The following is a 20,827-nucleotide window of genomic DNA, read 5'->3' as shown; positions in this document are numbered from 1 at the left end:
TCACCGCTCCTTGACATAGGGCACGCCGCCCGCGCGGGGTGGTTCCGCACGGCCGATGAAGCCCGCCAGAAGAACCACCGTCAGCACATAGGGCAGGGCCTGGATGAACTGCACCGGAACCCGTCCGATGACCGGAAGTTCCGCGCCCTGAAGGCGGATGGCGGCGGCGTCGAGAAAGCCGAATAGCAGGCAGGCGAACATCACCGGCACCGGCTTCCACTTGGCGAAGATCAGCGCTGCCAGCGCGATATAGCCTTTGCCTGCCGTCATATTGTTGTTGAACCCGCCGGATTGGCTGATCGCCAGATAAGTGCCGGCCACGCCACATAATGCGCCACATATGATGACTGCCTTATAGCGCAGCACGGTGACGGAGATGCCGGCGGTGTCGACGGCGGCCGGGTTCTCGCCGACAGCGCGCAGACGCAGGCCGAAGCGGGTGCGGAACAGCACCCACCAGGTGAGAGGCACCATGATGAAGGCGATATAGACCAGCAGCGAATGGCCAAGGACCAGTTCCGAGACAATCGACCCGACGATAGGAATATCGCGCAGCTCGGCAGCGAAATTCGGTTCACTGCCGAGAAAGCGCTGATCGGTGGAAAGCTGCGGCGTTCGCCCGCCTTGGCGGAACCACGCCTGACCCAGCAGGACGGTCGCGCCGGCGGCAACGAAGTTCAGCGCCACGCCGGAGACGATCTGGTTGCCGCGGGCCGTGATGGAGGCGAAGCCGTGGACGAGCCCGAAGATCACCGAGACGAGAACACCGAGCAGAAGGCCGGCATAAGCCGAGCCCGTAACTGACGCGCCGGCGCCCGCGGCAAAGGCCGCGGCCAGCATCTTGCCTTCCAGCCCGATGTCGAAGATGCCGGCGCGTTCGGAGTAGAGCCCGGCGAGGGCGGCCAGAAGGAGCGGTGTCGAAAGGCGTAGCGTGGAGTCGAGGATCAGGAGGGTCGCGTTGAAATCCATCACGCTGCTCCTTCCGCTTCCGGTGCAACGCCGCGTCGGTGCATGGCCAGAAAGAAGCGCGACAGCTGCGGGCGGAACATATTCTCCAGGGCGCCGGCAAACAGGATCACGAGGCCCTGAATGACCACGATCATGTCGCGCGTGATCGTCGGCATGTCGAACGCCATTTCCGCGCCGCCCTGATAGAGCATGCCGAACAGAAGCGCCGCCAGCACGATGCCGACTGGGTGGTTGCGGCCCATCAGTGCGACCGCGATGCCGACGAAGCCGGCGCCCTGAACGATATCGAGCGTCAGCCGGTGAAGATCCCCCATCACCGGGTTGAGCGCCATAAGTCCGGCCAGCCCGCCGGAAATCATCATCGCGATTATAACGGTGCGCGCCGGGCGGATGCCGGCATATTTCGCGGCCGACGGAGAGAGGCCCATGGTGCGGATACCGTAGCCGAAGCGGGTCCGCCAGATCAGCACCCACACCAGAAAGCAACAGATAAGGGCGACGAAGAAGGACAGGTTCAGCGGCGTGCTCCGAACATCGGCACCCAGAAAGTTCATGAGCCCGGTCAGTTTGGGCAGCCATCCGCCCTCGGCGAAGACGGCGGTTTCCGGTCCCATCTGACCGACCGGGCGCAGCCAGTCCACCAGCAGCCAGTTCATCAGGGCCGCCGCAATGAAGTTGAACATGATGGTGGTGATGACGACATGGCTGCCGCGCACGGCCTGCAGATAGCCAGGCAGAAACCCCCATGCCGCGCCGAAACTGGCGCCCATGACGATCGCAACCGGGAGCACCATCCACCAGGGAATGTAAGCGCCGAGCCAGAGGCAGGCGAGCGCCACGCCGAGCCCGCCGACCAGCGCCTGACCCTCAGAGCCGATATTGAAAAGGCCGCAATGAATGGCGACGGCGACCGAGAGGCCGGTGAAGATGAAATTGGTGGCGTAGAACAGGGTGAAGCCGATGCCGCGGCCGGAGCCGAAAGCCCCGTCTATCATCAGCCAGGCGGCCTTGAAGGGGTTTTCGCCGACGGCCACGACCACCAGACCCGACACGATGAAGGCGACGAGCAGGTTGATCGCCGGCAGCAGCACATAATTGGCCCAGGGAGGCAGCGTATTGTTCATGCGCCTGCCTCCGTTGGCGTGCCGGCCATTCGTGCGTTCGAGCCGATCATGGGCGCTCCCCCGGAATCTGAGTTTCGGCAGGCGCCTGTCCGGGTGTGGTGTCGATCATGGACAAGTCTGGCGCGGCAGGCCGGTCGCTTTCGGCGTCGGTCACTCCGGCCATGAGAAGACCGAGTTCGCCTTCCGTTGCTTCGGCTCCGCGCTCGCCGACGATCTTGCCGTCGAACATGACGAGGATTCGGTCCGACAAGGCGCGGATCTCGTCCAGTTCGACCGAGACCAGAAGGATCGCTTTGCCGGCGTCGCGCATCTCCACGATGCGGCGGTGGATGAATTCGATAGCGCCGACATCCACGCCGCGTGTCGGCTGGCCGATCAGCAGGACGTCGGGGTCGCGCTCCATCTCGCGTGCGAGCACGATCTTCTGCTGATTGCCGCCCGAAAAATTGGCCGTCTTCAGGCGGCAGTCCGGCGGCCGGATGTCGTATTGCTCGATCCGCTCGCGCGCATGCTCCCGCATCGCCGAGATGGAAAGGAAGGGACCGTTCCCGAACGCAGCGCTGTTATGGTAGCCCAGAATGGCATTCTCGTTCTCCTCGAAGGCCAGAACGAGGCCCATTCTATGTCGGTCTTCGGGCACGTGCGCCATGCCCTCTTCGCGCAGGCTCGCCGGGTCGAGACGGTCATAGTCGAGTGTCTTGCCGTTCATTTCGACCGTACCCTGCGTCGGTCGTCTGATGCCGGCGATGGTCTCGATCAGGTGAGACTGGCCATTGCCGGCCACGCCGGCAATGCCGACGATTTCTCCAGCGCGCACATCGAGGCTGACATTCTTGACCATCGGCACCTTGCGGCTGTCCACGACCGTCAGATCGCGAACGGACAGCTTGACCGGGCCTGGCCGGGGCGGCTTTTTGTCGACGCGCAGCAGGACGCGCCGGCCGACCATCTTTTCGGCGATGGCCTCGACCGATGTCTGTGCCGTCGGCTCGGTATCGACGATCTGGCCCTGCCGCATGACTGACACCGTATCCGTCACTGCCATGATTTCGCGCAGCTTGTGCGTGATGAGAATAACCGTTTTTCCCTCTTCGCGCAGCCTCTGAAGAATGCGGAAAAGATGGTCGGCCTCAGTGGGCGTCAGCACGCCGGTCGGCTCGTCCAGTATCAGTATGTCGGCGCCCCGGTAGAGGGCTTTGAGAATCTCGACGCGTTGTTGCAGGCCGACCGGCAGGTCCTCGGTCAATGCATCGGGATCGACCTCCAGCTGATAGTCTTTCTCGATTCTCTTCAGTTCGGCCCGCGCGCGCGCCATACCGCCGGAGAGGAGGGCCGCGCCCTCGGCGCCGAGCATGATGTTTTCCAGCACGGTGAAATTGTGAACCAGCATGAAGTGCTGGTGGACCATGCCGATACCCAGATCGATCGCCGCCTGGCTGTGCGGAATGGAGACCTGTTTGCCGTCCACTTCGATCGTTCCGCTATCGGCCTGGTAGAAGCCGTAGAGAATGCTCATCAGGGTCGACTTGCCGGCGCCGTTTTCGCCGACGATGCCGTGGATGGAACTCTTGCGAACGGTGAGGTCGATATCGCGATTGGCGCGAACCGCCCCGAAACTCTTCGAAATGCCAGACAGGCGAATGGCGGGATGGGCGCGGACGCGCTGTTCGGCGGCAGTATCGGCCATGGTCAGATCAGCCCTGACTGAAAGCGTTGCATTGCAGTTCGGAAGAGCCGAAGCGGACGACAATCCGCTCCGGCCTCTATCGCTGCGTCAGTAGGTGCAGGTATTGTCCGCCATGTAGTCGTGGACCTCCAGTTCGCCGGACGCGATCTTGGCCTTGGCCTCGTCGACCGCAGCCATCATCTCTTCGCTGACGAGATCCTTGTTGTTGTCGTCCATCGCTACGCCGACACCGTCCTCCTTGACACCGAGGGCGACCGTTCCGGTCTCGAATTCGCCGCTCTGCGCATCGGTAAACGCATCGAAAATGGCATTGTCCACACGCTTGATCATCGAGGTGAGGACGCTGCCGGGCTGAACGCCGTTCTGGTTGGAATCGACGCCAATGGCCAGCTTGCCGGCATCGGCGGCGGTCTGCATCACGCCGATACCCGTGCCGCCTGCCGCGTGGAAGATGACGTCGGCGCCGCTTTCGATCTGGCTTTTGGCCAGTTCGCCGCCCTTGACCGGATCGTTCCATGCGGTGGGGGTGGAGCCCGTCATGTTTTCCATGACCTGGGCGTCCGGCTTCACGCTCTTGACGCCGCCCTTGTAGCCGCAGGCGAATTTACGGATGAGCGGGATGTCCATGCCGCCGACAAAGCCGACCTTGCCGCTTTCGGACGCCATCGCGGCCATGATGCCGGCGAGATAGGAGCCTTCATGCTCCTTGAAGAGAACCGAACGCACATTCGGCAGATCGACCACGGAGTCGATGATGACGAATTTGGTGTCGGGAAATTCTTTCGCGACCTGTTCCACGGCGGCCTGCTGGCTGAAGCCGATGGCGGCGATCGGATTGTTGCCGTCCTCGGCGAAGCGACGCAGCGCCTGCGCACGCTGCTGCTCGTTCTCCACTTCGAAGTCGCGATAGTCCGTGCCGGTTTCTTCCTTGAATTTTTCCGCCCCGCTATGGGCAGCTTCATTGAACGATTTATCGAATTTACCGCCCATATCGTAAACCACGGCCGGCGTGGAATCGGCGGCGGCTACGAATGCGGTGGTTGCCATCAGCGTGGCAAGGGCGAGGATGGTACGTTTCATGGACGTTTCCCTGTGCATCGATCGTGTTCTTCATTATGGGAAGGGCGCGCCTTCCTGCGGTCGGCCCGAATGATGATGCCATCGCCGGACCGGCCTTTATGGCCGCACTTTTGCACAGTGGTTGAAGCTTGACCATGGCGAAAACCCCTTGCCGTATGGGCAATTGGGGAAACTCTCACGAGCTGGTAACCGCGGTGCCGGAAACTCACGCTTCGCGCCATAACGAAACGCGAAGTGAAGGCGCGGCGCTTCGCCTGGCGCGGCCGATCGTCTATGGAGGCGCGCAGGCCGTGCGAATTGCCCGCCATGTACCGATTTTCAAAAGGAATCAGACGCCCCATGTTGCCCTTTATCGATCTCGCCGCCCAGCAATCCCGACTTCGTGACCGGATCGATGCAGCGATCGGCGAGGTGCTGGATGGCGGGGCGTATATTCTCGGCCCGGCGGTCGGCCAGTTCGAACAGGAACTGGCGGCCTTTTGCGGTGCGGGTCACGCCGTCTCATGCGCCAATGGCACCGATGCGCTTCTGCTCGCGCTGATGGCGCTGGAGGTCAAGGCGGGCGATGCGGTCTTCGTGCCGTCCTTCACCTTCGCCGCGACCGCCGAGATCGTGCCCTGCCTCGGCGCCGTTCCCTACTTCGTCGACATCGATCCGACGACGTTCAATATGGACCCGGAAAGCCTGAAGCGCTGCATCGAGAAGGCTGCCCGAGACGGTATGCCGCTCAAGGCGATCATTCCGGTCGATCTCTTCGGCCTGCCGGCCGACATGAACGCCATCGAATCCATTGCCCGCGAAAACGGCATGGCGATTGTCTGCGACACGGCGCAGGGCTTCGGCGGTCGCTATCATGGTCGCATTGCTGGCGCGATGGGCGATCTGGCGACCACATCCTTCTTCCCGGCCAAGCCGCTTGGCTGCTATGGCGACGGCGGTGCGCTCACCACTTCCGACGACAAGCTGGCGGACCGGTTGCGCTCGCTGCGCAATCACGGCGCGGGCAGCGACAAATACGACAATATTCATATCGGCATGAACAGCCGGCTGGACTCGATCCAGGCCGCTATCCTCTCGGTCAAGCTGTCGGTCTTCGAAGAGGAGATCGAAAAGCGCCAGGAAATTGCAGCTCGTTATGCCGAACGCCTGGCAGAGACGGTGACGGTTCCAACCGTGCCTGATGGCCTGACCTCGACCTGGGCGCAATACACAGTGCGCCTGCCCGACGGCGCCGATCGCCCAGGCGTGCAGGCCAGCCTGCGCGATGCCGGTGTGCCCACGGCGATCTATTATCCGATCCCGCTCCACCAGCAGACCGCCTATCGCCACTGGCCGCACGATCCGGCCGGCATGGTGGCCACGGACGAAGCGGCGCAGAGCGTTCTTGCCCTGCCGATGCATCCCTATCTGGAAGCCGCCGATCAGGACCGGATCGCCGATGCGTTGAAAGGCGCGCTCGCTGCGTGAGCGATGAATTGAATGGCGTGCCGGCGACCCAGATTGAAGAGACCGGGCGCGCCATCGACAATGATGCGCTTGCCGACGCTTATGGCCGCGCGCTGATGCTGGAAAAGGCGGGAGAGCGCGACGAGGCCATCGCCGCCTGGCGCGACGTTCTGGCGCTGGACCCAGCCGATCACGGTGGAGCGACGATCCGGCTTGCCGCGCTTGGGGCGGAGACTCCGCCGCGCAGAATGCCCGACGCTTATGTCGAAACCCTGTTCGACCAGCATGCTGCGGCCTTCGACGACATTCTTGTCGAGCAGCTCGGTTATACCGTGCCGGTGCTTCTGGCGGAGGCGCTGCGCAAGGCGGCGCCGGGACCCTATGCGCGCGGACTCGATCTCGGGTGCGGCACGGGTCTGACGGGCGGCGCGCTGGCCGAGTTCGTCGAGACTTTTATTGGCCTCGATATTTCGGAAGCCATGGTCGCCGAAGCCGACGAGCGCGACGTCTATGACGGGCTCTACGTCGCCGAAGCGGAGGATTTTCTGGAAAATATCGGCGAGGCCGAGGACGATTTCGGCCTGATCGTCGCCACCGACGTCCTGCCCTATATCGGCGATCCGTCGCGACTGTTCTCCGCCATGGCCGGCAAGGCCGCGGCCGGCGCAATTATCGGCTTTTCGACGGAAAGCTTCGAAGCGGGCGAGGACGAGCCGGGCTATCGCGTTTTGCCCACCCACCGTTATGCGCACGATCCGGACTATATCGCCGAAGAGCTTGAAAAGGCGGGGCTGAACCTTCTCTACAACCCTGTCATCACCGTGCGCATGGAGCAAGGCAACCCCGCGCCGGGCTATCTGTTTCTTGCGCGGAAATCTTAGCAAAGACCGAGCAAATCGAAAATATTGATGGGCCGGCCACTTGCAGGGTATCGAGCCGCTCATGATCTAATGCCGACCTCATACTGAAGGGCGGCGAAAGTGGCGGTATTCGGCTTCATCGTTTTCGGGTTGGCCGGTCTGATTATCGGGGGTGAACTCCTCGTTCGGGGCGCGGTCTCGACTGCCAGTGCCTTTCACATTTCACCCATGGTCATCGGACTGACCATAGTCGGGTTCGGCACATCGACGCCGGAACTCGTTACCAGTCTGCAGGCTGCGCTTTCCGGCTCGCCGGGCATTGCAATCGGCAACGTGGTAGGCAGCAATATCAGCAATATCCTGCTAATTATGGGGATCGCCGTGCTTTTAGCGCCCATCGCCGTCGATCCGAAAGCGTTCAGACGGGATGGCGCCGTCATGGTGCTGGCGACCGGCCTGTGTGTCGCGATCGTTCTGATGGGCGAAGTCGGGCGCATCACCGGCGCCGTCTTCATCGCCTTTCTGATTGCCTACCTGACCTACACCTTCGTTTCAGAAAAGCACACCACAAATTCTCCGGCCTCCGCGATGTACGAGGCCGAAGCGGGGGCCGTACCCGGTCCCGATCACGCGCTGGGTGTTTCCCTGATGCTGACGGTCGCCGGCTTGATCCTGACGATTGTCGGCGCACGGTATCTGGTGTCCGGCGCCATTTCCGCCGCCGAACTTGTCGGAATGTCGGAAACGGTGATTGGCCTGACGATCGTGGCCATCGGCACATCGATGCCCGAATTGGTGACGTCGGTCATCGCGGTTCGGAAGGGGCAGGGCGAGGTGGCGCTCGGCAACGTGCTCGGCAGCAACATCTTCAACATTCTCTGTATTCTGGGCGCCACTGCCATCGTGCAGCCGATGGACGTTCCCGCGCAGATCTTGCGCCTCGATATCTGGGTGATGGGCGCGGCGACGGCGCTGCTTGTGCTGTTCGCGCGGACGGGCTGGCGGATCGGCCGGCGCGAAGGCGGCGTCATGCTGCTATGCTATGGGGCGTATCTGACATGGCTGCTGGTCTGAAAGGTCTCGCGCCACCACAGCTTCCTCAGCCCAGCATCTGTTTCAGCGCTTCGTAGGATGCTTTCGGAGTGCGCTCCAGCGTGTCGAAATCGACATGAACGAGGCCGAAGCGCTTCTCGTAGCCGAGCGCCCATTCGTAATTGTCGAGCAGCGACCAGACCGTATAGCCGCGCACGTCGATGCCGTCATCGAGCGCCTGGCGGACGCGGGCGAGATGCGCGTTGAGATAGTCGATCCGGGCCTCATCCGGCTTGCCCGGCAGATCGGGATTGGCCATGCCGTTCTCGGTGACGTAGATCGGCGTGTCGCCGGCATAGCTTGCGGCAAGGCGCAGGAAATGGAGAAGCCCGTCCGGATAGATCTCCCAGCCCATCTGGGTTTTCGGAAGGGGGCCGTCGACTTCCTTCAGGTTCGGCCATGCGCCGTCCTCATGGGCGATCAGCTTGCGCGTGTAGTAATTGACGCCGATCCAGTCGAGCGGCGCGCCGATGATCGCGAAATCGTCCTGCCAGCCCGCCGGCAGATGCGGCTCCAGCCCCTCGAGCGCGGCGTCGGGGTAGCGCTTGCCGAAAAGGCCGGACAGGAACCACTGATTGTAGATGGCATTGTAGGTTTCGGCAGCCGCGCGGCTTTCTTTGCTGTCATCCGCCGGTTCGGCATATTCATGGTTGCAGACCGCGCCGAGATTGGACAGGCCCATGGCCCGCATCGCCTCGATGGCGCTCCCATGCGCCAGCAGGACGTGATGCATCGCCCGCGCGGCGGCGCGGATGTCGCGCAGGCCCGGCGCATGATGGCCCATGAAATGGCTGAGCCAGGCGACGCACCACGGCTCGTTGATCGTCGCCGTCATGTGCACCCGGTCGCCGATCCGACCCATCACGGTCTCGGCGAAATCGGCGAACCAGCCGGCAATGTCGCGATTGGTCCAGCCACCACGGTCGCGCAGCGCCTGCGGCAGTTCCCAGTGATAGAGCGTCGCCATCGGTTTGATGCCGCGCGCCGCCATCGCGTCGACCAGCCGGTCGTAGAAATCCAGACCCTCCTGATTGGGCGCACCGGTGCCTTCCGGCAAAACACGCGCCCAGGAGGTCGAAAAGCGGTAGGCGTCGAGGCCCGCAGCCGCCACAAGATCGAGATCGGCTTCGTATCGGTGGTAATGGTCGCAGGCGACGGCCCCGTTCTCCTGCCGGACAACATTGCCGGGCGTCGCGGCAAAACTGTCCCACTGGCAGGGACCTGCGCCACCGAAGGAATGCCCCTCGATCTGATAGGCGGACGTTGCCGTCGCGAAGAGAAAATCGCCGGGAAAATCGCTGCGTTTGTGGTCCAAGATCGAAGTTCCTATTGCGGCGCGGGGCCGGTGCTGACGCCGAGTGTCAGTTCCGATTCCCAGAGTTCGGTGACGGGCGGCGCGCCTTCTCCCGCAGCAATCATGCGGATCAGCAATTCGCCGCAGCGGCGCCCGGCTGCGCGGATGGAGGAGCGGGTAGCGGTAAAGAGCGGCACGTCGCCGCGGTTCGACAGATAGCTGAGATCGTCGTCATGAGTGACGATGGAGACGTCGCGACCAGGCGCGAGGCCGGCATCGACGATAGCGCGCCGCACGCCCATGGCGGAGATGATCGAGGACACGAGAAAGGCTGTCGGGCGGACGGCTGTCTGAAGCGCAGCGCAGGCGGCCCGGTAGCCATAGGGCTCCGTCATCTCGTCGCTCGTCATGATGGTTTCATCGACCGTCAGGCCGACTTCCAGCAACGCCTCCTCGTAACCGAGGCGGCGGCGATGGGCAAAATCCATCTCCTCCGGTCCGTTGATGAGTGCAATGCGCTCATGACCGAGATCGGTCAGAAAGCGGGTGGCGCGAAAAAAGGCCCGGCGATTGTTCACGTCGAACCAGGAATAGGGCGCATCCACGCCGCTCGACCGGCCGTGAACCAGAAACGGCAGGCCGATGTCGCGAAGAAGCGCGATCCGGCCATCCTCGATCTGCGGCGAGTGGACGATGACGCCATCGACCGAACCCTTCATTGCCATCTCGCGGTAGGCGTCGGCCTCTTCGCCGTGGCGGGTGACGGCGATAACCATTTCGTACTTCGCCGCCGCGCAGGTCTCGCCAGCCCCAGCCAGGAAGTCCGCGAATATCGGGTTGACGATATCCGGATTGGGGCCGAGCGGCACGACGTGACCGATCGCCATGGCGCGACCGGTCGCAAGTCGCTGCGCACCACGGTTCGGCGCATAGCCAAGCCGCACGGCTTCGGCTTGAACACGTTTGCGCGTGGCTGCGCTGACTTCCGGGTAACCGCCCAGTGCGCGGCTGACCGTGGTCTGGCTGAGCCCGAGCGTCCGGGCAAACTCTTTCAGGTTCATATCTGCGACAAAACTCGAAAGCGCTTTAACGGTCAACCGCGGGGTTCTGCTTTCCCGTTCGATTCGCTTTGAGGAGACTATTTACGATCTTCCCGGTTCGTCGATCCCAACTTGACACGTCCGACAATGATCGTATGGTTGAGATATTGAAAGCGCTTTGGGCAATTGTTCGAAGCGCGACTGAGCCGCGAATACGCGGTGGTTTTCTGGGAGGAAACAATGAAAACTCTGCTTCTAGGCGGCGTCGCTGCGCTCGCCATGACGTTGGGCGCGCAGGCGGACAATCATCTGGCGTTCCCACCGGGCGAAGGTCCGTTTAGTTGGGATAGTTACGAGGCATTTGCCGAGGCCAACGATTTGTCCGGCGAGCAGGTTACCGTCTTCGGTCCATGGCTTGGGCCGGACCAGGCGGCGGTCGAGAAAGTGCTGGCCTATTTCGCCGAAGCGACCGGCGCCGATGTTCGCTACACCGGGTCTGACAGTTTCGAGCAGCAGATCGTGGTCGATGCCGAGGCGGGCTCCGCGCCGAATATTGCGGTGTTTCCCCAGCCGGGCCTGGCGTCCGATATGGCAAAGCGTGGCTTTTTGACGCCGCTCGGCGAAGACACCGCCTCCTGGATGGCCGAGAATTATGCGGCGGGGCAATCCTGGGTCGATCTTGGTTCCTACGAAAACGACAAGGGCGAGACGGCCTTCTACGCCTTTCCTTACAAGGCCGATGTGAAGAGCTTAGTCTGGTACGTGCCGGAGAATTTCGAGGATGCCGGCTATGAAGTGCCGGAGACGATGGAAGCGCTGAAGGAACTGACCGATCAGATCGTTGCCGATGGCGAAACGCCTTGGTGCATCGGCCTCGGTTCCGGCGGTGCGACCGGCTGGCCGGCAACCGACTGGGTCGAAGACATGATGCTGCGCACTCAGCCGCCGGAAGTCTATGACCAGTGGGTGAAGAACGAGATTCCGTTCACCGATGAGCGTGTTGTCGGTGCAATCGAGGAGTTCGGCCATTTCGCGCGCAACGACGATTATGTCGCAGGCGGGGCCGGCGCGGTCGCCTCGACCGATTTTCGCGATAGCCCGAAAGGCCTCTTCCAGTCGCCGCCGCAATGCTATCTGCATCGCCAGGCATCCTTCATCCCGGCCTTCTTCCCGGACGGGATCGAGGTCGGCGTCGATGCCGATTTCTTCTATCTTCCGTCCTATGCGGACAAGGATCTGGGATCGCCGGTGCTTGGCGCAGGCACTCTCTTCGCGATCACCAATGACAGCCCGGGCGCCCATGCGCTGATCGACTTCCTGCAGACGCCCATCGCCCACGAGGTGTTCATGGCGCAGCAGGCGGGCGGCTTTCTGACGCCACATACCGGCGTGAATACCGAGGCCTATGTCGACAAGACCCGCGCAGCGCTCGGCGACATTCTGCTCAACGCGACGACCTTCCGTTTCGATGGGTCCGACCTGATGCCGGGCGGCGTCGGCGCGGGCTCGTTCTGGACCGGCATGGTCGACTATGCCGGAGGCGAAGATGCCGGCAAGGTCGCGCAGGAAATCCAGAACAGCTGGGATTCGCTGAAATAGCGTTCGGGGTGCAACCGCGCCTCGCATAGAGCCTGGGCGTCCCGTCTCTCGCGGGGCGCTCTTCCAAACCGGTAGGAGGGGACGGCCATGCATCCGGCATTACTGGGACTGGTGACGATCGTTTTGGGCGTGGGCGGCTGCCTCGCCTATTTCTACTTTTCCAACGTCGTTCTGGACCGCTTCATCTTTCCGGCGAAGGGTGAGAATGCCGGACGCAACATCAACCGCGCCAATATGGTGCGCCCCTGGCTCTTTCTATTTCCGGCCATCGCCGCGCTCGGCCTCTATCTCGGCTATCCGGTCGTCGAAACGCTGCGCCTGTCGCTGACCGACCGTTTCGCCGGCGGGGCATTCGTCGGCCTCGACAATTACTGGCAGATGTTCGGCGAACCGAAATTCCGCGAAGCGATGCGCAACAACATGCTCTGGCTGATCGTGGTGCCGGCGGCGTCCACGGCGTTCGGCCTGCTCGCCGCGCAGCTGACCGACCGTATCGCCTGGGGCAATATCGCCAAGTCACTGATTTTCATGCCGATGGCGATCTCCTTCGTCGGCGCGTCCGTGATCTTCAAGCTGATCTACGATGCGCGCCCCGCAGAAAGCGCACAGATTGGCGTGTTGAATGCGGTCTGGATGCAGTTCGAGGGCGGCTTCGGCTCGCTCCTTCTGCTGAAGATCCTGCCCGCCATCATCGTTCTCGGCTTTGCCGGCATCGTGGCCTATACGGGCTGGATTTTCATCCGCCCGCTTGTGAAGGGCAGTCGGACGGGCGGTGCGCTCGTTGTCGTCGGGCGTGTCTTCGTGGCCCTTGTCGCCGCATGGCTGGTCTGGGAGGCGGTAACGACGATCGCGACGGTGTTGACGACCGAACTCGACTACGGCGAGCCGCAGCAATGGCTGACGCTGACCTTCTACAACAATTTCTTCCTGATGGTGGTGCTGATCTGGATTCAGACCGGCTTTGCCATGGTGATCCTGTCGGCCGCGCTCCGTGGTATTCCCGAGGAGACCATCGAGGCGGCCATCGTCGACGGCGCAAGCCCGTTCGAAATCTTCTTCCAGATCAAGGTGCCGCAGATCATGCCGACCATCGTGGTGGTCTGGACAACGATCACGCTCGTTGTGCTGAAAGTGTTCGACATCGTCTACGCGATGACGAACGGCCAGTGGGAGACCCAGGTTCTGGCCAACTACATGTTCGACAAGCTCTTCCGCGCCAATGATTGGGGCGTCGGTTCGGCCTCCGCCATCATCATCATGCTGCTCGTTTCGCCCATCCTGGTCTGGAACGTCTACACGGCCAGAAAGGAGATGCGCTGATGGATAATATTGCCGGCCACAAGCCCGCGCTCACATGGGCGGTTCATATCTCGGTGCTGATCCTCGTCCTCGCCTGGCTGTTTCCGACCGTGGGGCTGTTCGTCTCGTCCTTCCGCACGGCCGATCAGATTTCGTCGTCCGGCTGGTGGGCGGCGCTCTTTCCGACCGAGCAGAACGAGGTCTACCGCGCCGCCGATCCGGACGATAACCGCGTGGCGGATGGCGACGTTTTCGTGGTGTCCGGCAATGTGTTCGAAGAGGCTGGCGCATCGGAAAAGACGATATCGGTCTGGGGCACGTCCTCCCGTGAGATCAGCGCTTATGAAGCCGGGGAGACCGCCGATCTCGGCGACGGCGAAACCCTGACGCTTGGCGAAGGTGGCGCCTATGAATGGCGCGGCAATGACGACCAGATCTCCGGCCGCGGCCAGCGCATTTTCGCCACCGTGACCGCCCCGCCGGAGTTCACGCTCGACAATTACGAGAACGTGCTTTTGTCCGGCAACGCGACCGACGGCATGACCAAGGCATTTTTCAACACGCTGACGGTAACCATTCCGGCAACCATCATCCCGATCGTGATCGCGGCGTTTGCGGCTTACGCGCTGGCCTGGATGGAGTTTCCGGGCCGCGCGCTGCTGATTGCGACGGTGGTGGCGCTACTCGTCGTGCCGCTCCAACTTGCGCTGATACCGCTGCTGAAGCTGCATCTCGGAATCGGCATCGGCAAGGGTTATCTCGGCACATGGCTCGCCCATACCGGCTTCGGCCTGCCGCTCGCGATCTATCTGCTGCGCAATTATATGGTCGGCCTGCCACGCGACCTGATCGAGAATGCCCGCGTTGACGGGGCGACCGAGTTTCAAATCTTCACGCGGCTCATCCTGCCGCTCAGCTTCCCCGCGCTCGCCTCATTCGCCATCTTCCAGTTCCTGTGGACCTGGAACGACCTTCTTGTCGCAAAGGTTTTCCTCATCGATGCGACGGGCGAAACCACGGTGATGACCAACCAGATCGTGGAGCTTCTGGGCACGCGCGGCGGGAACTGGGAAATTCTGGCCACCGCCGCCTTTGTGTCGATCGCGGTGCCGCTCATCGTCTTCTTCGCAATGCAACGCTACCTCGTGCGCGGCCTGCTGGCCGGCTCCGTTAAATAGGACACTCATGAACGTGCATATTCACACACCGCTGAGCGACAAGATCGCACGGCGCAAATCCGAAGCCGATTGGTGGCGTGGCGCGGTAATCTATCAGATCTATCCACGCTCCTTCCACGATTCCAGCGGCGATGGCTGCGGCGATCTTCTGGGGATCGTCGACAAGCTGGGCTATGTCGCGTCGCTCGGTGTCGATGCTGTCTGGATTTCGCCCTTCTTCACGTCGCCGATGAAGGATTTCGGCTACGATGTCTCGGACTATCGCGATGTCGATCCCTTGTTCGGCTCGCTCGAAGATTTCGATCTTCTGATCGCCAGGGCGCACGATCTCGGCCTCAAGGTCATGATCGATCTGGTGCTTTCGCACACCTCGGACGAGCATCCCTGGTTCGTGGAGAGCCGTCGGTCGCGCGACAATCTCAAAGCCGACTGGTACGTCTGGGCCGATCCGAAGCCCGATGGTACGCCGCCAAACAACTGGCTCTCCATCTTCGGCGGCCCGGCATGGCACTGGGACAGCCGGCGCTGTCAATATTACCTGCATAATTTTCTGGCCGAGCAGCCGGATCTAAACTTTTGGAACCCGGATGTGCAGGACGCGCTTCTCGACGTGACGCGGTTCTGGCTGGACCGGGGCGTCGACGGCTTCCGTCTGGATACGATCAATTTCTATTTCGCCGACCGCCATCTGCGCGACAATCCAGCGCTGCCGCCGGAAGAGCGCGATGCGTCGATTGCGCCGGCGGTGAACCCCTACAACCACCAACGGCACATTCATTCCAAGAACCAGCCGGAGAATTTGGAATTCCTGGCCCGGTTCCGCGCTTTGCTGGACGAATACGGCGCGGCGGCCGTCGGTGAGATCGGCGACGCGCAAAGCGGCCTTTCTCTTCTGGGCGAATATACGCGCGGCACAGAGGGCGTTCACATGTGCTATGCCTTCGAGTTCCTGTCGGGCGAAAGCCTGCCAGCCGAGAAGGTCGCTAAAGTGTTCGCGCAACTGGACAAGGTGGCGGCAGACGGCTGGGCCTGCTGGGCGTTCTCCAACCACGATGTCATGCGCCATTCGAGCCGCTGGGATCTGCAACTGGCCGCACAGCGCTGTTACAGCCTGCTTTTGCTATGCCTGCGCGGTTCGGTCTGCCTTTATCAGGGCGAGGAATTGGGACTGCCGGAAGCGGAACTGGCCTTCGAAGATTTGCGGGACCCCTATGGCATAGCGTTCTGGCCCGAATATCGTGGGCGGGATGGCTGCCGCACGCCGATGATCTGGGATCGGGACGCGCCCCATGCCGGCTTTTCCCTGACGCAGCCCTGGTTGCCGGTGCTGGATGGGCATAGGGAGATGGCCGTTTCCTCGCAGGAAACGGACCCGTCGGCGCTGCTTCACCATTACCGCCGGGCCATCGCGTTTCGATCCCGGCACGATGCGCTGCGCACGGGTGATCAATCGGTCGTTCGGGCCGAGGGCGACGTGCTGTGGTTCACGAGAGAGAATGAGGCCGAGCGCATCTTCTGCGCTTTCAACCTTTCGGATACCACGTCAGAAATGACGCTGCCGGATGGGAATTGGCAGCCTTTGGGAGAAGCGCTCGGAGGAGTGGTGCTCGCTGCCGGTGAAACATTGCATCTGGGACCATGGCAGGTGGCGCTCGGGATTGTGACAAACCCGCGCTGAGGAGCGAGGGCAGGGAGGACGAAATGGCAGACCTGAATCTGACGGACATCGCCAAGGCCTATGGCGATGTCGAAGTGCTTCGCGATATCGATCTGAAAATCGAGCAGGGCGAACTGATCGTCTTTGTCGGTCCATCCGGCTGCGGTAAATCCACTCTGCTGCGCATGATCGCTGGCCTGGAGCGCATCACCGGCGGCGATCTGGAGATCGACGGGGTTCGGGTGAACGACATACCGCCTTCGGAGCGGGGCATCGCGATGGTGTTCCAGTCCTATGCGCTCTACCCGCATATGACCGTGCGCGACAATATGGCCTTTGCCCTGAAGATTGCGAAGATGAGCCAGAGCGAGATAGACGAACGTGTGGACCGGGCGGCGAAGATCCTCCAACTGCACAATCTTCTTGATCGCCTGCCGAAAGCGCTTTCGGGCGGCCAGCGCCAGCGCGTCGCCATTGGCCGGGCGATCGTCCGCGATCCTAAGGTCTATCTCTTCGACGAACCGCTTTCCAATCTCGACGCCGCGCTGCGTGTGGCCACTCGCATCGAGATCGCGCAATTGAAGGAAGCGATGCCGGAAAGCACCATGATCTACGTCACCCACGATCAGGTGGAAGCGATGACGCTGGCCTCGCGCATCGTTGTCCTGGCTGGGGGCGGCATCGCCCAGGTCGGAACGCCTCTGGAGCTTTACGAACGGCCGGAAAATGAGTTTGTCGCACAGTTCATCGGCTCGCCCGCCATGAACCTGCTGCCGGGACGGATCACCGGCACGGGCGAAACGACCACGGTCGCCCTCGATGGCGGCGGAACGGCGGTTTCAACCATACCATCCCAGCCAGGCGACAAGAACAAGGCCGTCAATGTCGGCGTGCGCCCAGAGGATTTCGTCGAAGCCCAGGGCGAATTCATTTACAAGGGCAAGGTCGAAATCACCGAAGCGCTCGGTGAGGTGACGCTGCTCTATTTCGCGCCTGAAGGCGAGCGCGATCCCGTGATCGCCAAACTGCCCGGCGTTCATGCGGACGTGAAGCGCCGGGAGGTCGCGCTAACCGCCGATCCTTCGAAGGTGCACCTGTTCCACAACACGCAGTCGCTGCTCTATCGCGATCAGCCCATCAAGAAGATCGCCGTCGGCACACACTGAGGGTCGGGAGCCGCACGGCAGGTTCGACGCTCAGGCAAAGACGCGCAGTTGTTTTTCATAAGTGCTGATATCGCCGAACGTGCTGCGGACCCATTCGGGGTTGTAATAGGTATTGAGGTATCGTTCGCCGCTATCGCACATCAGCGTGACGATCGAACCGCGTTCGCCCCGTTCCGCCATCCCTCGCGCGACATGGAGCGCACCCCAAAGATTGGTCCCGGTGGAGGGGCCGGCTTTGCGGCCGATCAGCCGTGCCAGCCATTGCATGCAGGCAATGCTGGCGCCATCGGGCACTTTCATCATGTCGTCGATCACGTCGGGCTGAAACGACTTCTCCACGCGTGGCCGTCCGATCCCCTCGATCCGGCTGGAGCAGTTTGCCGTCAGCGTCGGATCGTTCCGCATGAAGCTGTCATAGAAAACCGAATTGTCCGGATCGACCACCATCAGGCGCGTTTCATAGCCTTTGTAGCGGATATAGCGGCCAAGCGTTGCCGAAGTGCCGCCCGTGCCGGCGCTCATGACCAGCGTATGCGGCACGCGGTGGGGCTCCTTTTGCATTTGTTCGAAGATGCTTTCGGCGATGTTGTTGTTGCCTCGCCAGTCGGTCGCCCGCTCCGCATAGAGGAACTGATCCATGAAATAACCGCCGGTTTGCCCGGCAAGCCGAGTGGCGGCGTCGTGCATGTCGGGCGCTGAATCCACGAAATGGCAGCGTCCGCCATAATGCGTGATCGTGTCGATCTTGCTCTGCGCGGTCGAACGCGGCATCACCGCGATGAAGGGTAGCCCAAGCATCTTTGCGAAATAGGCTTCCGACACCGCCGTGCTGCCGGAAGAGGCCTCGATCACGGGGATGCCCTCATCGAGCTTGCCATTGCACAGCGCGTAGAGAAACAACGACCGCGCCAGCCGGTGTTTCAGGCTGCCGGTCGGATGGGTGCTTTCATCTTTCAGGTAAAGATCGACACCCTCCAGCTGCGGTACCGTCAGCTTGAACAGATGGGTATCGGCGGACCGCTGATGGTCCGCTTCGATCTTGCCGATTGCATCGAACACCCAACGGCCCATCTTCCGCCTCCCGTCACTCCGAAGGCAGAGGCAGTATCATCGGCGCAGCCGGCCTGTCCATAAGTGGCGCCAGCCGGCCTATCGCATCTCACCCGACAGGCCGATACCGCAGTGCTATGGAAGCCTTCAGCTCCAGCGCTTCGGCCGTCCGGCTTCCAGCTTATCCAGCGCGGCATGGTACTCCGCTTCGAGCCGGTCGACATAGGCCGAAACCGGCCCGCGTGATTTGACCGCGCCGATGCCCTGGCCGGAGCCCCAGATGTCCTTCCAGGCCTTCGCCTTGGAGCCGCCGCCAGAGGCGAAGTTCATGGTCGATGGATCGCTTTCGGGCAGATCGTCCGGGTTCATACCTGCCTTTTCGATCGATCCGCGCAGATAGTTGCCGTGGATGCCGGTGAAGAGGTTGGTGTAGACGATCTCCTCGCCGCTGCTGTCGACGATCATATCCTTATAGCCGTCGACGGCATTGGCTTCGTCGGTGGCGATGAAGGCGCTGCCGATATAGCCGAAATCGGCGCCCATGGCCTGCGCTGCGGCGACCGCTTGTCCCGTCGAAATCGCGCCGGAAAGCGCCACCGGTCCATCGAAGAATTCGCGGATCTCCTGAATAAGCGCCAAGGGCGACAGCGTGCCGGCATGACCACCCGCACCGGCTGCGACGGCGATCAGACCATCGGCGCCCTTTTCCAGCGCCTTTTTGGCAAAGCGCGTATTGATGACGTCGTGCAAGACGATGCCGCCATAGGAATGGATGGCGTCGTTCACCTCCGGCACCGCACCGAGCGAGGTGATGACGATGGGCGCCTTATGCTTCACGCACATCTGAACATCGGCCATCAGCCGGTCATTGCTCTTATGGACGATCTGGTTGACAGCGAAGGGCGCCGACGGCCGGTCCGGGTGCTTCTCGTCATGTTCGGCCAGTTCGGTCGTGATGCGGTCGAGCCATTCGTCCAGCACTTCGGCGGGCCGTGCGTTCAGCGCCGGGAAGGAGCCGACGATACCGGCCTTGCACTGCGCGATGACCATCTCCGGTCCGGAGACGATGAACATCGGAGAACCGATAATCGGCAGGCGCAGATTCTGCAGAACGGACGGCAGGGCCATGAAATTTCCTCTTCCCGAAAATTGAGCGTGAAACGACCTGATCGATTTTGACGTAAACGTCAATACAGGAGATCGCTTGCGAGAGGGTGTAGCCTGCGGCCAGAACAGTCAATTGCTTGTCGTAGCGGGCGAATTGCCGTACCGCCACTTGTGGAGAACAGAACAGGCGCTGGACGAATGAGTGATCGACAGACCCCGAAGATCGTCTTCCTCGATAGCGACACTTTCGCAAGCTCCATCGAACGCCGCCGGCCATCGGTCGATCATGAATGGGTCGAACATGCCGCGACCGACAAGCGGAACATCGCCGAGCGCCTCGAAGGCGCATCCATTGCCGTGACCAATAAAGTCCCGATCGGGCGTGAGGCGATCTGGAACCTGCCCGATCTGAAGATGATCGCCGTGGCCGCAACGGGTTATAACGTCATCGATCTGGAAGCCTGTCGCGAGGCGGATATTACCGTCTCGAACGTTCAGGGCTATGCAACCGAAACTCTGCCGGAGCATGTCTTCGCGCTGATGCTGGCGCTTCGGCGCAGTTTGGTGCCGTACCGGCAGGACTTGATCGCCGGACGGTGGCAAGAAGCCGGGCAGTTCTGCTTCTTCGACCACCCGATCCACGATCTGGCCGGCTCGACGCTTGGCATTGTCGGCTCGGGTACGCTTGGCAGGGCCGTTGGCCGACTCGGCGAAGCCTTCGGGATGGAGGTGATCCATGGCGGTCGGAAGAACGATAGCGAACCGGGCGAGGGCAGGGTGGCGTTCGACGATCTGATCGCCCGCTCTGATGTGATCAGTCTGCATTGTCCGCTGACCGACGGGACCAGGGGCCTGATCGGCGACGCGGAATTTGCCGCGATGGACCGCAAGCCCATCCTGATCAACACGGCGCGCGGCGGTGTCGTCGATGAGGATGCGGCGGTGCGGGCGGTCAAGCAGGGCCATGTTTCCGGTCTCGGTTTCGATGTGCTGAGCGAGGAGCCGCCGAAGAACGGCAATCCGCTTCTGGCTATCGCGGATCGGCCGAATGTCATCATCACGCCGCATATTGCCTGGGCTTCGGAGAGTGCGCAAAGTGAAGTCTGGCGGCAGACCATCGAGAACATCCAGGCGTTTCTGGACGGATCGCCGATCCGGGTGGTGACGTAGATCACGGGG

The 20,827-nt window shown here is 62.1% G+C and carries 16 protein-coding genes and 1 pseudogene; 9 read left to right on the top strand and 8 right to left on the bottom strand.

All coding sequences use genetic code 11. The annotated features are described in order from the left end of the window. The 4 genes and pseudogenes from B7H23_RS15335 to B7H23_RS15320 form a co-directional block, all read right to left on the bottom strand. Positions 1-969, bottom strand: a complete 969-nt coding sequence (locus B7H23_RS15335; protein ID WP_094078288.1) for an ABC transporter permease — start codon at positions 967-969, stop codon at positions 1-3. Next, a complete protein-coding gene (locus B7H23_RS15330; protein ID WP_094078287.1) occupies positions 969-2,093 on the bottom strand; it encodes an ABC transporter permease in 1,125 nt (374 codons plus the stop codon). The genes B7H23_RS15335 and B7H23_RS15330 overlap by 1 nt, the downstream gene beginning before the upstream one ends. A gap of 151 nt (positions 2,094-2,244) precedes the next feature. Then, positions 2,245-3,780, bottom strand: a pseudogene (locus B7H23_RS15325) (ABC transporter ATP-binding protein); the annotation flags it as partial. A gap of 87 nt (positions 3,781-3,867) precedes the next feature. Next, entirely contained in the window at positions 3,868-4,860 is a 993-nt protein-coding gene (locus B7H23_RS15320; protein WP_094078286.1) for a BMP family lipoprotein, read from the bottom strand. A gap of 339 nt (positions 4,861-5,199) precedes the next feature. Here B7H23_RS15320 and B7H23_RS15315 point away from each other — a divergent pair, with 339 nt between their 5' ends. The 3 genes from B7H23_RS15315 (at position 5,200) to B7H23_RS15305 (ending at position 8,240) form a co-directional block, all read left to right on the top strand. Continuing rightward, positions 5,200-6,327: a DegT/DnrJ/EryC1/StrS family aminotransferase gene (locus B7H23_RS15315; protein WP_193791516.1), complete on the top strand. Its 1,128-nt coding sequence runs from the start codon at positions 5,200-5,202 to the stop codon at positions 6,325-6,327. Beyond that, positions 6,324-7,187 (top strand): class I SAM-dependent DNA methyltransferase, encoded by an 864-nt coding sequence (locus tag B7H23_RS15310; protein ID WP_338044360.1) that lies wholly within the window; start codon positions 6,324-6,326, stop codon positions 7,185-7,187. Before B7H23_RS15315 ends, B7H23_RS15310 begins: the two co-directional genes overlap by 4 nt. A gap of 99 nt (positions 7,188-7,286) precedes the next feature. Next, on the top strand, positions 7,287-8,240 hold the full coding sequence (locus tag B7H23_RS15305; RefSeq protein WP_094078284.1) for a calcium/sodium antiporter: 954 nt from the start codon (positions 7,287-7,289) through the stop codon (positions 8,238-8,240). A gap of 25 nt (positions 8,241-8,265) precedes the next feature. Here the strand turns inward: B7H23_RS15305 and B7H23_RS15300 are convergent, their stop codons facing one another. Both B7H23_RS15300 and B7H23_RS15295 read right to left on the bottom strand, forming a co-directional pair. Next, positions 8,266-9,573, bottom strand: coding sequence for a GH1 family beta-glucosidase (locus B7H23_RS15300; RefSeq protein ID WP_173861922.1), 1,308 nt, complete (start codon positions 9,571-9,573; stop codon positions 8,266-8,268). Between the two features lie 11 nt (positions 9,574-9,584). After that, on the bottom strand, positions 9,585-10,613 hold the full coding sequence (locus B7H23_RS15295; RefSeq protein WP_094078444.1) for a substrate-binding domain-containing protein: 1,029 nt from the start codon (positions 10,611-10,613) through the stop codon (positions 9,585-9,587). 219 nt (positions 10,614-10,832) lie between these two features. On the opposite strand from B7H23_RS15295, the gene B7H23_RS15290 reads away from it, so the two are divergent. The 5 genes from B7H23_RS15290 to B7H23_RS15270 all read left to right on the top strand — a co-directional run bounded on the left by B7H23_RS15290 (position 10,833) and on the right by B7H23_RS15270 (position 17,491). Next, entirely contained in the window at positions 10,833-12,191 is a 1,359-nt protein-coding gene (locus tag B7H23_RS15290) for an ABC transporter substrate-binding protein (protein ID WP_094078443.1), read from the top strand. Between the two features lie 87 nt (positions 12,192-12,278). Further along, positions 12,279-13,511, top strand: a complete 1,233-nt coding sequence (locus B7H23_RS15285) for a carbohydrate ABC transporter permease (RefSeq protein WP_094078282.1) — start codon at positions 12,279-12,281, stop codon at positions 13,509-13,511. After that, complete coding sequence (locus B7H23_RS15280; RefSeq protein ID WP_094078281.1) at positions 13,511-14,668, top strand: carbohydrate ABC transporter permease; 1,158 nt, start codon at positions 13,511-13,513, stop codon at positions 14,666-14,668. Before B7H23_RS15285 ends, B7H23_RS15280 begins: the two co-directional genes overlap by 1 nt. Positions 14,669-14,675: 7 nt before the next feature. After that, positions 14,676-16,346, top strand: coding sequence for an alpha-glucosidase (locus tag B7H23_RS15275; protein ID WP_094078280.1), 1,671 nt, complete (start codon positions 14,676-14,678; stop codon positions 16,344-16,346). Positions 16,347-16,369: 23 nt separating this feature from the next. Continuing rightward, a complete protein-coding gene (locus B7H23_RS15270) occupies positions 16,370-17,491 on the top strand; it encodes an ABC transporter ATP-binding protein (protein WP_094078279.1) in 1,122 nt (373 codons plus the stop codon). 30 nt (positions 17,492-17,521) lie between these two features. On the opposite strand, the gene B7H23_RS15265 is transcribed toward B7H23_RS15270, so the two are convergent. Together B7H23_RS15265 and B7H23_RS15260 are read right to left on the bottom strand one after the other, a co-directional pair. Further along, positions 17,522-18,562: a PLP-dependent cysteine synthase family protein gene (locus B7H23_RS15265; protein WP_094078278.1), complete on the bottom strand. Its 1,041-nt coding sequence runs from the start codon at positions 18,560-18,562 to the stop codon at positions 17,522-17,524. A gap of 126 nt (positions 18,563-18,688) precedes the next feature. Then, entirely contained in the window at positions 18,689-19,669 is a 981-nt protein-coding gene (locus B7H23_RS15260; protein ID WP_094078277.1) for an NAD(P)H-dependent flavin oxidoreductase, read from the bottom strand. Between the two features lie 177 nt (positions 19,670-19,846). Between B7H23_RS15260 and B7H23_RS15255 the strand changes: the two genes are divergently transcribed. Beyond that, a complete protein-coding gene (locus B7H23_RS15255) occupies positions 19,847-20,818 on the top strand; it encodes a D-2-hydroxyacid dehydrogenase (protein ID WP_094078276.1) in 972 nt (323 codons plus the stop codon). Positions 20,819-20,827 lie beyond the last annotated feature (9 nt).

Origin of the sequence: Notoacmeibacter marinus (assembly GCF_002238045.1) — a bacterium.
Classification (GTDB): domain Bacteria; phylum Pseudomonadota; class Alphaproteobacteria; order Rhizobiales; family Rhizobiaceae; genus Notoacmeibacter; species Notoacmeibacter marinus.
The sequence above is the reverse complement of the archived record's forward strand: the minus strand, read 5'-3'. Positions and strand labels throughout refer to the sequence as shown.